13 protein-coding genes are annotated in these 13,233 nt (G+C 62.1%); 3 read left to right on the top strand and 10 right to left on the bottom strand.

Features of this window, described 5'->3' with window-relative positions; genetic code table 11:
* Positions 1 to 290: 290 nt before the first annotated feature.
* The 4 genes from BR41_RS11390 to BR41_RS11375 form a co-directional block, all read right to left on the bottom strand.
* On the bottom strand, positions 291 to 1,397 hold the full coding sequence (locus BR41_RS11390; protein ID WP_035056391.1) for an ABC transporter ATP-binding protein: 1,107 nt from the start codon (positions 1,395 to 1,397) through the stop codon (positions 291 to 293).
* 295 nt (positions 1,398 to 1,692) lie between these two features.
* Positions 1,693 to 2,508: a carbohydrate ABC transporter permease gene (locus BR41_RS11385; RefSeq protein ID WP_035056381.1), complete on the bottom strand. Its 816-nt coding sequence runs from the start codon at positions 2,506 to 2,508 to the stop codon at positions 1,693 to 1,695.
* A complete protein-coding gene (locus tag BR41_RS11380; RefSeq protein ID WP_035056379.1) occupies positions 2,505 to 3,440 on the bottom strand; it encodes a carbohydrate ABC transporter permease in 936 nt (311 codons plus the stop codon). Before BR41_RS11380 ends, BR41_RS11385 begins: the two co-directional genes overlap by 4 nt.
* Before the next feature lie 236 nt (positions 3,441 to 3,676).
* The gene (locus BR41_RS11375; RefSeq protein WP_051710748.1) at positions 3,677 to 4,990 is read right to left on the bottom strand and encodes an ABC transporter substrate-binding protein; all 1,314 of its coding nucleotides are present in this window, start codon (positions 4,988 to 4,990) and stop codon (positions 3,677 to 3,679) included.
* A gap of 397 nt (positions 4,991 to 5,387) precedes the next feature.
* Here BR41_RS11375 and BR41_RS11370 point away from each other — a divergent pair, with 397 nt between their 5' ends.
* Positions 5,388 to 6,335, top strand: coding sequence for a sugar-binding transcriptional regulator (locus BR41_RS11370; RefSeq protein WP_035056377.1), 948 nt, complete (start codon positions 5,388 to 5,390; stop codon positions 6,333 to 6,335).
* Positions 6,336 to 6,514: 179 nt separating this feature from the next.
* On the opposite strand, the gene BR41_RS11365 is transcribed toward BR41_RS11370, so the two are convergent.
* Both BR41_RS11365 and BR41_RS11360 read right to left on the bottom strand, forming a co-directional pair.
* Positions 6,515 to 7,066 (bottom strand): glutathione peroxidase, encoded by a 552-nt coding sequence (locus tag BR41_RS11365; RefSeq protein ID WP_035056374.1) that lies wholly within the window; start codon positions 7,064 to 7,066, stop codon positions 6,515 to 6,517.
* A gap of 94 nt (positions 7,067 to 7,160) precedes the next feature.
* Positions 7,161 to 7,409 carry an AbrB/MazE/SpoVT family DNA-binding domain-containing protein gene (locus tag BR41_RS11360; RefSeq protein ID WP_035056371.1) on the bottom strand — a complete coding sequence of 83 codons (249 nt, stop codon included), beginning with the start codon at positions 7,407 to 7,409 and terminating at the stop codon, positions 7,161 to 7,163.
* A gap of 99 nt (positions 7,410 to 7,508) precedes the next feature.
* Here BR41_RS11360 and BR41_RS11355 point away from each other — a divergent pair, with 99 nt between their 5' ends.
* A complete protein-coding gene (locus BR41_RS11355; RefSeq protein ID WP_035056368.1) occupies positions 7,509 to 7,868 on the top strand; it encodes a Rid family hydrolase in 360 nt (119 codons plus the stop codon).
* A 270-nt stretch (positions 7,869 to 8,138) separates the two neighbouring features.
* Here the strand turns inward: BR41_RS11355 and BR41_RS11350 are convergent, their stop codons facing one another.
* Together BR41_RS11350 and BR41_RS11345 are read right to left on the bottom strand one after the other, a co-directional pair.
* The gene (locus BR41_RS11350; protein WP_035056365.1) at positions 8,139 to 10,595 is read right to left on the bottom strand and encodes an ABC transporter permease; all 2,457 of its coding nucleotides are present in this window, start codon (positions 10,593 to 10,595) and stop codon (positions 8,139 to 8,141) included.
* Complete coding sequence (locus BR41_RS11345; RefSeq protein WP_035056362.1) at positions 10,595 to 11,299, bottom strand: ABC transporter ATP-binding protein; 705 nt, start codon at positions 11,297 to 11,299, stop codon at positions 10,595 to 10,597. Before BR41_RS11345 ends, BR41_RS11350 begins: the two co-directional genes overlap by 1 nt.
* Between BR41_RS11345 and BR41_RS11340 the strand changes: the two genes are divergently transcribed.
* Positions 11,298 to 11,945: an arylesterase gene (locus tag BR41_RS11340; protein ID WP_084187054.1), complete on the top strand. Its 648-nt coding sequence runs from the start codon at positions 11,298 to 11,300 to the stop codon at positions 11,943 to 11,945. The genes BR41_RS11345 and BR41_RS11340 overlap by 2 nt on opposite strands.
* Positions 11,946 to 12,004: 59 nt before the next feature.
* Here the strand turns inward: BR41_RS11340 and BR41_RS11335 are convergent, their stop codons facing one another.
* Both BR41_RS11335 and BR41_RS11330 read right to left on the bottom strand, forming a co-directional pair.
* Positions 12,005 to 12,619, bottom strand: coding sequence for a BON domain-containing protein (locus tag BR41_RS11335; RefSeq protein WP_051710746.1), 615 nt, complete (start codon positions 12,617 to 12,619; stop codon positions 12,005 to 12,007).
* A complete protein-coding gene (locus tag BR41_RS11330) occupies positions 12,620 to 13,210 on the bottom strand; it encodes a phosphoheptose isomerase (protein WP_035056360.1) in 591 nt (196 codons plus the stop codon).
* Between the last annotated feature and the right edge of the window lie 23 nt (positions 13,211 to 13,233).

The raw sequence follows: 13,233 nt of genomic DNA, 5'->3' as shown, positions 1-13,233 counted from the left end.
GGTATTGAAAGGCGAAATCTGGTTTGGGTGCCATGTATGGAATGGCGGGATGTCTGTTGGGGCGGGGAGTGCGGGGGGGCGCTGTTTTGCTCCCCCCTTCGCGGTGGCGTACGAATCGTTGATTCGCTCAGCCAAGGGGCTAGGGGGGATTTCGTAGGAATTCCCAACCATTCGGCGAACAGAAAATCCACTTCGCTTTCGGGCTTGGTAGCTCTAATCCGAAGAATGGCTGTTGCTTTACCAAAATCCCCCCTAACCCCCCTTCCGCGAAGGGGGGGATAACACCAGCCTCACGCCGCCTGCAGCACCTTCACCCGCGCCAACGCCTGCCCACTCGCATCAAACAAATGGCAGCGTTGCGGATCAGCGCCCAGTTGCAGCGCCGTACCCGGCCGGTATTGCTCTTCTTCCGGCACGCGCAGGATCAGGCCGTCCGGTGCGGCGGGGCAGTCGGCGTAGACGTAGGCGTGATCACCGAGTGATTCCTGCGCGGTGACGGTGGCGGGGATGATCTGGCTCCCATGCACTACATGCAGGTGCTCCGGCCGGATACCGAGGGTGACGCGCTCGCCGGCTTTCAGTGCGCCGCGTTCCACAGCGACGGATTGGATGCCGCCGTTATCGAGCTGCACCTGCACGAAATCGCCATCAAACCCTTGCACCGTGCCAGCGAGGAAATTCATCTTTGGCGAGCCGATAAAGCCGGCGACGAAACGGTTGGCAGGGTGGTGATACAGCGTATGCGGGCTGCCGACTTGCTCGATGCGCCCGGCTGACAGCACGACGATCTTGTCGGCCAGCGTCATCGCTTCGACCTGATCGTGGGTCACGTAGATCATCGTGGTCTTGAGGTCGTCGTGCAGCTTGGCGAACTCCAGCCGCATCTTCACGCGCAGGGCGGCGTCGAGGTTGGAGAGCGGTTCGTCGAACAAGAATACGTGCGGCTCACGGGTAATGGCGCGGCCGATGGCGACGCGTTGGCGCTGGCCGCCGGAGAGCTGTTTGGGCTTGCGGTCGAGCAGATGATCGATGTGCAGAATCTTGGCGGCACGCATCACGGCGGCGTCGATCTCGGCCTTGCTCTTGCCGGCCAGTTTCAAGCCGAAAGCCATGTTGTCGTACAGCGTCATGTGCGGGTAGAGCGCATAGCTTTGGAACACCATGGCGATGCCGCGCTTGCTGGCGGGGACTTCGTTCATCCGCTGGTCGCCGATGCGCAGCTCGCCGGCGCTGATGTCTTCCAGCCCGGCAATCATGCGCAGCAGTGTGGATTTGCCGCAGCCGGAGGGGCCGACGAAGACGACGAATTCGCCATCGGCAATGTCGAGATTGATGTCGCGCATGACTTCGACTTCTTCATAACGCTTTTGCAGATTACGGATGGTCAGGCTGGCCATGATGCGAAATCCTTATCTATCAAATTTGGAGTCTTGGCTCCCCTCGCCCATTGATGGGAGAGGGGCTGGGGGAGAGGGCAGTTGTTTAGCCAACACCCTCTCCCTAGCCCTCTCCCGTAAACGGGAGAGGGGACAAAAGTCTTTGCTGTGTTTCTGTGTGCTTCTGCAGCAATGTTTAAAGCAGCCAGAAAAACCCAGCGCAGCGGTTCTGGCTAGGCGCGCGGTCGTACGAGCGTACGTGCGAGTACGGCAAGACCGCGCAACGACGCCAGAAGGGTTTTGCTGGTTGCCTCCACTACTTCACCGCTCCGAAGGTCATCCCGCGTACCAGCTGCTTCTGCGCCACCCAGCCCACGGCCATGATCGGCGCGACGGCAAGGAAGGAAGCGGCGGAGAGCTTGGCCCAGAACAGCCCTTCGGGATTGGAGTAGGAGGCGATGAACACCGTCAGCGGTGCGGCATTGACACTGGAGAGGTTCAAGCTCCAGAACGCCTCGTTCCACGACAGGATGATCAGCAGCAGCGCGGTGGACGACAGGCCCGGCAGGGTGGTCGGCAGCAACAGGTGCCAGATTTCCTGCCACGCGTTCGCGCCGTCGATGCGGGCGGCTTCGAGGATTTCCTTCGGCACTTCGTTGAAGTAGGTGAAGGCCATCCATACCGCGATCGGCAGGTTCATCAGCGTGTAGACGATGATCAGGCCGGGCACGCTATCCAGCAGGCCGGTGTTCTTGGCCAGTAGGTAGATCGGGATCAGCACGCCCACGGCCGGCATCATCTTGGTCGAGAGCATCCACAACAGCAGTTTTTGCGTCTTGCGGTTGGGGAAGAACGCCATCGAATACGCGGCCGGCACGGCGATCACCAGTGACAGCAGCGTTGAGATGATCGACACAGCCATCGAGTTGTAGACGAAGGTGCTGTAATGGCTGCGCTCGAACACTTCGCGGAAGCTATCCAGCGTGGGTGTGAAGATCAGCGACAGCGCGTAGGCATCCTGCTCGGTCTTGAACGCGGTGACGCCGATGATGAGGATGGGCAGGAACATCACCAGGGCGACGCCCCAGCCAAGGATGCCGACGCCGATCTGGCGCATGTTGGCGGTCGTCATTGGTCGTACTCCCCACGCAGGTTTTTCGCCAGCATGCGTACCAGGAAGATCGACACGATGTTGGCGAGGATGACAGCGATCACGCCGCCGGCTGAAGCGATGCCGATATCGAATTGCTGCAGGCCGATGGAATAGACGAGATAAGGCAGGTTGGTCGTTTCCGTGCCCGGCCCGCCGGCGGTGGCGGTGAAGATTTCCGCGAAGATCGACAGCAGGAAGATGCTCTCGATCATCACCACGACGGCAATCGCGCGCTTGAGGTGCGGCAAGGTGATGTGGATGAAGATGCGCACCGGGCCGGCGCCATCGAGCTGGGCGGCTTCGCGTTGTTCCTGATCCAGCGATTGCAAGGACGTGAGCAGGATCAGGAAGGCGAACGGCGTCCACTGCCACGCCACCATCACGATGATCGACCACAGCGGGTAGTCGGCCAGCCAGTCGATCGGCTCCAGCCCGACCAGCCGGAACAGATGCGACCACAGGCCGTAGACCGGGTGCAGGATCATGTTCTTCCAGATCAGCGCGCCCACTGTCGGCATGACGAAGAACGGCGCGATCACGAACAGGCGGGCAATGCCGCGGCCGGGGAATTTCTGGTCGAACAGCACCGCCATCAGCGTGCCGCCGACCACCGAGATCAACAGTACCGAGACGATCAGCACCAGCGTGTGGCCGATCGACGGCCAGAACGCCGGGTCTTCCAGCAGGTAGCGGTAGTTATCCAGCCCGACAAAACCGGTCTGGTCGGGGCTGAGCAGGTTGTAGCGGATGACGGAGAAATACAGCGTCATCACCAGCGGTACGATCATCCACAGGCCGAGCATGGCGACCGAGGGCGTGAGCAGCAGCTTGGCGGGGGAGAACTTGCGCCCGGGCGCGGGCGGCGCGATGGGCGTCGCCGGCGTGGGCAGGATGATGGTTTGTTGAGTCATGGAGGGGCTCACTTCTAATAGCAACGGCTTGGTTGCAGGAACGACGTTCCAGATGCAGCAGTGCAGGCCGGCTTGGCTGTTGGCTCCCCTCGCCCATTTATGGGAGAGGGGCTGGGGGAGAGGGGCGTTTTTTATTGCCACCACCCTCTCCCTAACCCTCTCCCACAGTCCCTGAACAAGGCAAAGCCTTGCACGGGAGGGCGAGGGGACAAAAGCTGGAGCCGGCCGTTGCAGACTTACTTCAAATACCCACCCTGTTTCATCGCCCGCTCGGCCTGTGCCTGTGCGGTCTTGAGCGCAGCATCGATCGTCGTCTTGCCTGTCAGCGCACCGGCAATCGTCTGCCCGACCACAGTACCGATGGACTGGAACTCAGGAATCGTGGCGAACTGCACGCCGATGTAGGGCACCTTTTGCAGCGTCGGGTCGGTCGGGTTGGCGGTCTCGATCGAGTTCAGCACGAAGCTCGCGAACGGCGCAGCCTTCTGGTATTCGGGCGAGGCGTAGGTCGATTTCCGCGTGCCGGACGGCGCGGAGGCCCAGCCCTTGTCCTTGGCGACGAGCTGGATGTATTCCTTCGAGGTGGCCCAGGCGGCGAACTTCTTGGCAGCATCCTGCGACTTGGACGACTTCGGAATCGCCAGCGACCACATCCACAGCCAATGAGCGCCCTTGGGCGTGCTGGCGATCGGCGCGGGGGCGAATGCGACCTTGTCGGCGACCTTGGATTCCTTGCCGTCGTAGAGCATGCCAGCCGCGACGGTGGCATCGACCCACATGGCGCACTTGCCGCCACCGAACAGCACCAGGTTCTCGTTGAAGCCGTTGGCGCTCGCGCCCGGCGGGCCGTATTTGTTCAGCAGATCGACATACTGGGTAACGGCTTTTTTCCATTCCGGCGTATCGAGGGTCGGCTTCCACTTCTCGTCGAACCAGCGGCCACCGTTGGTGTTGGCCATGGTGGTGACCAGTGCCATGTTCTCGCCCCAGCCGGCCCGGCCGCGCAGACAGATGCCATAAGTGCCCTTGGCCTTGTCGGTGAGTTTTTCAGCAAAGCCGGCAACGTCATTCCACGTCGGTTGCGCTGGCATCTTCAGGCCCTTGGCGTCGAACAGGTCCTTGCGGTAGTAGGTCATCGAGCTTTCGGCGTAGAACGGCACGGCGTAGAGCTTGCCCTCGTAGGAGAGGCCATCGCGCACCGCCTTGATCACGTCGTCGAGGTCATAGCTGGCCGGCATATCCAGCGGGCTGAGCCAGCCACGCTTGGCCCAGATGGGGGCTTCGTACGCGCCGATGGTCATCAGATCGAACTGGCCGCTGTTGGTGGCGATGTCGGTGGTGACGCGTTGGCGCAACACGCCTTCTTCCAGCACTACCCAGCGCAGCTTGATATCCGGGTTGGCGGTTTCGAACTGTTTGGAGAGCTTTTGCAGCTCGATCATGTCCGGGTTGTTGATGGAGGCAATCGTCACGGTGCTGGCCGCACTGGCGAGGCCAACGGTGGCAAACAGGGCGGTGGCGAGGGTGGAAAGCAGGGTCTTGCGCTTCATGGATCTCATCTCCTGGGCGGTGAGGCACGACATGTAGGCTCTAACAAGCTGTTTTAAAACAGCTTTCAAGGCGGTCGGTTCAGCTATCGGGACAGACGATCGGCCGGGCAATGGCAGTGCATACGACTGATTGTGGTGCATGGTTGCTGCCGCTGCGGCCAATATGTAATGAGCATTTGTTCGTTACATGGGCAAATATTCGATCTGTGTCGCACCAATGTCAAGCATTTGCTCTATGATTGAGCAAATGCAACGTGATGCGCTGCATCAAGCTGGTGCGTGGCCTGCAAGCCAACAACGGCGTCATTCATTGCCAAACGGCTACAATCACGCTCGAACGCAGCGCAGCAAATGCAACGGATGAGAAGACTGCCGTTCGTCGAATGAGGAGCAAGGGATGTCGCGACAACAAGAAAAAAGGGATCAAGCCGCCCGTGCCGCGTGGATGTATTACGTGGGCAACAACACGCAACACGAGATTGCTGACCGGCTGGGTATCTCGCGGCAGATGGCGCAGCGGCTGGTGGCTTATGCGGTGGAGCAGGGGCTAGTGCGGGTGCGGATCGAACACCCGATTTCGGATTGCCTGGCGCTGGCCGACGCGCTCAAGACGCGTTTCGGGTTGGCGATCTGCAGCGTGGTGCCTACCGATGGCAACAATGCCGAGGCGCTACGCCGCATGCTGTCGGTGGCGGGGGCGGAGGTGGTGGAGCAGTTCATTCACGCCGAGAAACCGATGGTGATCAATGTCGGCTCGGGCCGCACGCTCAAGGCCATCATCGATGAGCTGCCGGAAATCGATCGGCCGCAGCATCGCATTGTGTCGATGGTGGGGGCGATTTCCAGCGATGGCGCATCCAACCGCTACGACGTCGCCCTGCGTGCGGCGGAAAAGACCGGCAGCAAATACTTCATGCTGCCTGCGCCGTTGATTGCGGATAGCGCGGAAGACTGCCGCCAGTGGTGCAGCCATCGTGTCTATCGCGTCGTGAGCGAACTCGCCGCCCATGCTGACCTGACTCTGGTCGGCGTCGGCTCGGTCGGCCCGGCTTGCCCGTTGCTGGAAGACGGTTTCGTGAGCGAAGAGGAAGTCAGCCAATTGGTGGCTGCCGGTGCGGCGGGCGAGATGATTGGCCACATCATCGATGGCACAGGGCGACCGCTGGTGTCGCCGCTGTCTTCCCGCGTGACCAGCCTGCAGTGGCCATCCTCGCCCACGCGGCCGGTGATCGGTTTTGCGGGCGGCGCAGCCAAGCACAAGGCGATTGCTGCGGTGCTGCGTGGTGGGTGGTTGTCTGGTTTGGTGACGGATGAGGCTTCGGCGCGGGCGGTGTTGGCGGGGTAGCCTTGTCCGCAAATTGTAGTTCTCCCCTCGCCCATTTATGGGAGAGGGGCCGGGGGTGAGGGCCGTGCTGAGGGCAATGCCCTTTTCAGCACCCTCTCCTTAACCCTCTCCCACTTTCCCTGAACAAGGCTAAAAGCCTTGCACGGGATGTGAGAGGGGACTTAAAAGCGCATCACCCCTCAACCAGCCCGCCCCAACTCCACCTCAATCGCCCCCAACAAGCGCGCATCATCTGCCTCGATATCCGGCGCAAAACGCCCGACCACTTGGCCACTACGGTCGATCAGGAATTTCTCGAAGTTCCACAACACCTCGCTCTCGCTGCCAACCGGGATATCCCGACTGATCAGGCGTTCGCGAAACGGGCCGGTATCGAGTGCGTGCGGCAGAGCAGCGGTCAACGCGGCATAGAGCGGATGCTGATCCTCGCCCTTCACCGACAGCTTGGAAAACAACGGGAAGGTCACGTCATACGTGCCGCTGCAGAACGCCGCGATTTCCTCGTCCGTGCCCGGTTCCTGCTGCTTGAAGTTGTTGGCCGGAAAACCCAGCACTTCCAGACCGGATGCTTGCTTGTCGCGATAGAGTTGTTCCAGCCCGGTGTATTGCTTGGTCAGCCCGCACTTGGAGGCGACATTGACGATCAGCAGCACCTTGCCTTGATAGTCCTTGAGCTGGGCAGCAGTGCCATCGATTTTGGTCAGCGGGATGTGTTGCAAGTCTTGGGTCATGGGTGTTTTCCAGAGGGGGTGTTGAAGTTGTAGGAGCGAGCTTGCTCGCGATGGCCATGTCTCAAGATCCGGTGCCATTGCGAGCGCTGGCCGGTCAGAAACTTTCGCGTTCTTGCGCTGGCGCATCTTCGCGGCCGGCAGCCATAAAATCGGCGGGTAGATTGTTCAAGACGTCGAGTATGGCGGGCGTGTTAACAGGGTACTCATGCTGGATGTTCTCACCGTTACTACAGAATCCATTCGGCAAGTCTGCGGCGTCGTCAAGTTGAAATGGATCGGTATCTGCCATATGCACCCCGAAAATTTTTGCGGTCAGTGGGAAAGCATGTAGGGGATCGCTCATGCCGGCAAGGCTGGTGTTTCTGCATTCACAAACCCGCGCCAGTACCGCCGGAACACGCCAAAATATCGTCCTTTTCCCCGACCGCATTTGGAGCCCATGATGAGCGACCCGGATATCCACCGCCTTAACCCGACCGACTTGTGGTCCGACGCGGTCAGCTTCAACGGCATTGCCTGCTTTGTCGAAGTCCCGGAAAGCGGCAGCGGGTTTGCCGAACAAACGCAGGCGTTGCTGGCGCAGGCGGAGCGCACTTTGCAGACCATCGGTTCAGACAAGAGCCGCTTGATGATGGCGACCATTTACGTGACTGATTTCAGCAACCGCGCCGTGCTCAACGAGATTTGGGCGGCGTGGTTGCCCGCTGGCGCAGCACCAGCGCGGGCGTGTGCGCGGGCGGAGTTGGCATCGCCGGATTTGTTGATTGAGATTGCGTTTACGGCGGCGGTGAAGGGCGGCTAGGGGGCGCTTTTTTGCACACGCTGAAGGAGAACGATGCGTGTCGTTTCACACGTCCCCTGTAGGAGCGAGCTTGCTCGCGATGGCGACGGTGAATGATACGATGCAATCGCGAGCAAGCTCGCTCCTACAATGTTCATTGCGCCGGGCCGTAGCCCGGACGGCTTGGCCGGCCGGGGTGACACTGGGTCAAACAATCACCGCCGCTGGCCCTGGTCACGGAGCCCCCGGCCGGCCAAGCCGTCCGGGCTACATGGGGCATCTCCTTGTGTCTCATCCCGGATCGCGAATCAACTCCAGCGCGGTACTGCGCGCAAGGCGTCGCCGCTCCCACGCGGTGACCACGGCAGCCAGCAGCAGGCCGGTCACCATGCTGTAAACCGGCAGCAGCCAGTTCACCGCCACTGGTAGCTCCAGCACGTATTTCCCGATTGCCCAGCCGCATACGCTGGCGGCCAGCCCGGCGACCAAGCCGGCGGCAGCACCGATAGCCGCGCCTTCGCGCCAGAGGATGGCGGCGATCTGGCCGCGGGTTGCGCCAAGAGCGCGTAATACGGCGATTTCGCGGTGGCGTTCGGGGGCGGTGGTTTCCAGTGCCGCCAGCAGCACGGTGATACCGGCGGCGAGGCAGAAGGCGAACACCAGCCGCAACGCGCCAGAGACGAGATCAAGCACACGGCGGACTTCGGCCAGCACGGCGCCGACGTCGATAAAGGTCACGTTCGGGAAGGCGCGGGAGACTTGCGCGAGCTTGGCGTTCTCCGTTCCTGCCAGGTGGAAGCTGGTGATCAGGCTGGTCGGGGCATCGCGGAAGAGAGCGGGTGTGCCGACAACGAAGAAGTTGACCCGGAACGAATCCCAATCGACCTGCCGCAGATTCACCACCTTGGCGCTGACTGGCGTGCCGGCGACGTCGAAATCGAGCGTATCGCCCAGCTTGATACCCAGCGTATCGGCCAAGCCTTTCTCGACCGAAAAGCCCGGCTGGTCGTCATTAAGCGGATCGCCGGCGACGATGCGGTTGTCGGCACGCAAGGTCTCGCCCCAGGAGAGGTTGAACTCACGCTCGGCCAGCCGCTTGGCGCGATCGTCTGGCAGCTTGGCCAGATCGACCGGCTGGCTGTTGTGCCCGACCCAGCGGCCGCGAATCATCGGCTGCAGCGCGGGGTTGCCCAGACCGATGTCGCGCAGTTGCTGGGTAAATGCCTTGGCTTGATCTGGTTGGATATTGATTGCGAACTGGTTGGGGGCATTGACCGGGACTTTGCTTTGCCACGCGGCCAGCAGATCGTTCTCGACCGACGTCAGCAGCCACAGGCCGAGCAGCCCGACCGTCAGCGCGGCGAGTTGCGCGGCGGCGAGCCAGCGGCGGCGTAGCAGTTGCCGCACGGCGATGCGGGCGGCGAAATCCTGCGCGAAGCTGGCCCAGGCCCGCACCAATAACCAGCCAAGCAAGCCGGCGGCCAGCAGGGCGGCGATGATGCCGCCTGCCACCAAGGCGGCCAGTGTGGCATTGCCGGCGACCCACCACAGCAGACCCAGCGCCGCGCCGCCAGAGAGGACGAGCGAGACCCATAATTTGGCCGGTGCTGTGAGTTCGCGGCGCAGCACTTTCAGCGGCGGCGTGGCTGCCAGTTGCAGCAGCGATGGTCCAGCCACGCCAACCAAGAGCACGAATCCAAACAGGCAGGCCGATAGCCAAGGCCAGAGCGATCCGGCTGCGAGTGGCGCGGGCAACTGGTTCTGGATCGCCCAGCCGAGCACATTCTGCGCCCCCCAGCCCACCACGCCACCGACGAGCGCGGCGGACAGGAACAGCAAGAGCAGCTCGCCCAACAGCAAGCCGCGAATCTGTTTGCGGCTGGCACCAAAAGTGACGAACAGCGCGACCGCATCGGCCCGGTTGGCGGCGTGGCGGCGGGCGGCCAGCAAGATGGCGACAGCGCTGAGCGTGGCGGCCAGCAGGGTGACGAGGCGCAGGAAGCGTTCGGCACGATCGAGTGCGGTTTTCACTTCCGGCCGGGCTTCGCGCACGTCTTCCAGCCGCTCGCCACGGCCGAGTTTGGCGTTCACTTCCGCTTTCCACGCTGCGACATCTTTGGTCGGGCCGGCTACCAGCAGGCGGTAGCGCACACGGCTGCCGAAGCCGATCAAGCCGGTAGCTGGTAAGTCGGCCGCGTTCATCATCAGGCGCGGTTGCAGGCTGGCGAAATCGAGCGCGGCATCGGGTTCCTTGTCGATCAATGCTGTAACGCGGAAATCGCTACGGCCGAGCCGGATGGTGTCGCCGGCCTTGGCGTTGAGGCGCGTTGCCAAGCGCGGATCTAGCCAGACTTCGCCGACCTTGGGCGGGCCGGATACCTGTTGACTGCCAGCCGCCGTGCCCAGCATGAGCTTGCCGCGCAGTGGATAGCCGCCATCGATGGCCTTCACGCTGGCGAGCACGGCCGCATCACCAGCCCCGCTCATACTCGGGAAGGCGGCGGTGCGGGCGATCTGCAGACCATGTTTGTGGGCAGCATCGGTCGCGCTTGGCGAGATGGGGTGGTCGGTGGTGAGTACCGCGTCGGCAGCCAGCAGGTTGTTCGATTCGGTGTTCATCAAGCGCGACACGCGCTCGGTGAACAGGCCGACGGCGGTCAGCGCGGCGATGGTGACGATCAGTGCGGCCAGCAGCGTGCGGTAATGGCCGGCGCGCAAGCCGTGGATGAACTGGCGCAGGATGAGCATCACAGGCCGTCCTGTTCGACGACTTCGCCGGCCGTGAGTCGCAAGCGGGCGCCGCAGCGGCTGGCGAGCTGGTTGTCATGGGTGACGAGCACCAGCGTAGTACCGGTTTCGCGGTTCAGCTCGAACAGCAGATCGGCAACTTGTTCGCCGGTGTGGGTGTCGAGACTGCCGGTCGGTTCGTCGGCAAACAATAGCTGTGGCCCGGCGGCAAAGGCCCGCGCCAGTGCCACGCGTTGTTGCTCGCCGCCCGATAGCGTGCGCGGCGTGTGATCGATCCGCTTGCCCAGTCCGACCCGGCCGAGCCAATCCGTCGCGGTGGCTTCCATCTGCCGGCGCGAAGCGCCCTTGCGGGCGGCCAGTTCCAGCGGCAGCATCACGTTCTCGAGCGCAGTAAGTTCCGGCAGCAGCTGGAACGACTGGAACACGAAGCCGGCATATTTCGCACGCAAGCGGGCGCGGCCGTCTTCGTCTAGCGTGGATAATGCATTGCCGCCCAGCCAGACTTCGCCGCGCGTTGGTGTATCGAGCCCGGCCAGCAAGGACAGCAGCGTCGATTTGCCGGAGCCGGATGCGCCGACAACGGCCAGACTGCTGCCGGCGGCCAGTTGGAACGTCACGCCAGCAAGGATGTCCAGCTCACCATCGGCGGCGACCACGTGCTTGCCGAGGTTTTCAGTACGCAACAAGGGAGAAAGATCAGTCATGTTTTTGAATGGGCTCGGCAGGGGATTCGGTAAGGGGCTGGGGCGCGTATTGGTGTTGTTGGTCGGGGTGCTGCTGTTCTCGATCGCCGCCGCAGCGGATCGACCGGTGCTGCTGATCTTTGGTGATAGCCTTTCTGCGGGCTACCGGCTGCCAGCCGATAAAGCCTGGCCGGCGTTGCTGGAAAAACAACTTGCGCAAGGGAGCAAGCCTTATCGCGTGATCAATGCCAGTGTCTCCGGAGAGACGACTGCCGGTGGCCTGACCCGGTTCCCGGCAGCGCTCAAGCAGCATCAGCCGAAGGTGGTCCTGATTGAGCTTGGATCCAATGATGGGTTGCGCGGCTTGCCGCTCGACAAGGCTAAAGCGAATCTGGAGGCGATGGTGAAACTTGCCAAGGCATCCGGTGCAAAAGTTCAGCTGTTGGGCATGCAACTACCACCCAACTATGGCCCGGATTACACGCTGCGTTTTGCCGGTATGTACGAAGATATCGCCAAATCGCAACGAGTCGGCCTGACGCCATTCCTGCTCGCGCCGATCATTCAGCGGCCGGACTGGTTCCAGTCTGATCAATTGCACCCGACGGCGGAAGCCGGCCCGTCGATTGCGCAAATGGTGGCGCGGGATATCCGGTCGTTGTTGTAGGTCGCAGTCATCGGCAACAAAAAAGGGCGTCAATGACGCCCTTTTTGCTTTGCTACCACTTAGTTGCTGCCCTTGCCGGCCGGGCCTGCTGGTGCGTATTCGATCAATTTCACCACCTGTGTCACGCCACCGACGTTTGCGGCCGCTTGTGCAGCGCGATTGGCGATCTCTTCGGTGGTGATGCCCATCAGGTACACCACCTTGCGTTCGGTGGTCACCAGGATATGGATCGCGTTCGGATCGCCAGCACTATTCAGGATGGCGGTCTTCACCCGCGCCGTGAGCTGGGTATCGTTGGCACGCGTGCCGAGTTCGGATGGCGGCGCAACCACGGTTTCGTCATAGAGCTTTTTCACGCCGGCTTCGGTGCGGGCGATCTGCTGGATCTTGGCGCGATCTGCTTCGGTCGGCGCTTCGCCGGTGAGCAAAACCTGACCGTTGAACGCATGCACGTTCACGTGGGAGTTGGTTTTGTAGAGGTCGTAGATGCGGTTGGTGATATTGGTGCTGATCCGCAGATCAGTGGCTTGTGTCTCGCTCTTGCGCGGGTCAGAGCCGATCCACGCGCCGACGGCGACACCGCCGGCCACCAGAATCGGCACGCAGGCAGAGAGGGCGATGCCGGTTGCGGCAAGGGCGATGGCCAGGGTTCGCTTTCCCGATGTCCAGTTCATTTACTCGCCCCCGAGCAACAGGTAGTCAACTGCATCGCACAGGGCGTGGATGGCGGTGATGTGGACTTCCTGAATGCGGGCGGTGCGCGGCACTGGCACGTTCAGGTGAACGTCGTCGCCACCGAGGATTTCGCCGACTTGCCCGCCATCCTTGCCGGTGAGGGCGATGATGCTCATCTGGCGTTCGTGTGCGGCGTGAATCGCGGCGACCACGTTGGGCGAATTGCCGGAGGTGGAAATCGCCAGCAGCACGTCACCGGCGCGGCCGATGGCGCTCACTTGCTTGGAGAACACCATGTCGAAGTCGTAATCGTTGCCGATGGCGGTCAGCGCCGAGGTATCGGTGGTGAGCGAAATCGCTGCCAAGCCGGGGCGCTCGCGCTCGAAGCGGCCGACCATCTCGGCGGCGAAGTGTTGGGCATCGGCAGCGGAGCCGCCATTGCCGCAGGCGAGGATCTTGCCGTCTGCGACCAGTACTTGCACCAGTTTTTCGGCGGCGGCGGCAATGGATGGCGAGAGCACGTCCATGGCGGCGGTCTTGGCGGCGATGCTGTCTTCAAAGTGCTGGCGCACCCGTTGTTTCAAATCCATGGTTCTTGTCCTTTAACCACCTG

The sequence above is a fragment of the Andreprevotia chitinilytica DSM 18519 genome (genome assembly GCF_000711875.1).
Lineage (GTDB): Bacteria > Pseudomonadota > Gammaproteobacteria > Burkholderiales > Chitinibacteraceae > Andreprevotia > Andreprevotia chitinilytica.
This window is presented reverse-complemented; position numbering and strand designations above follow the sequence as displayed.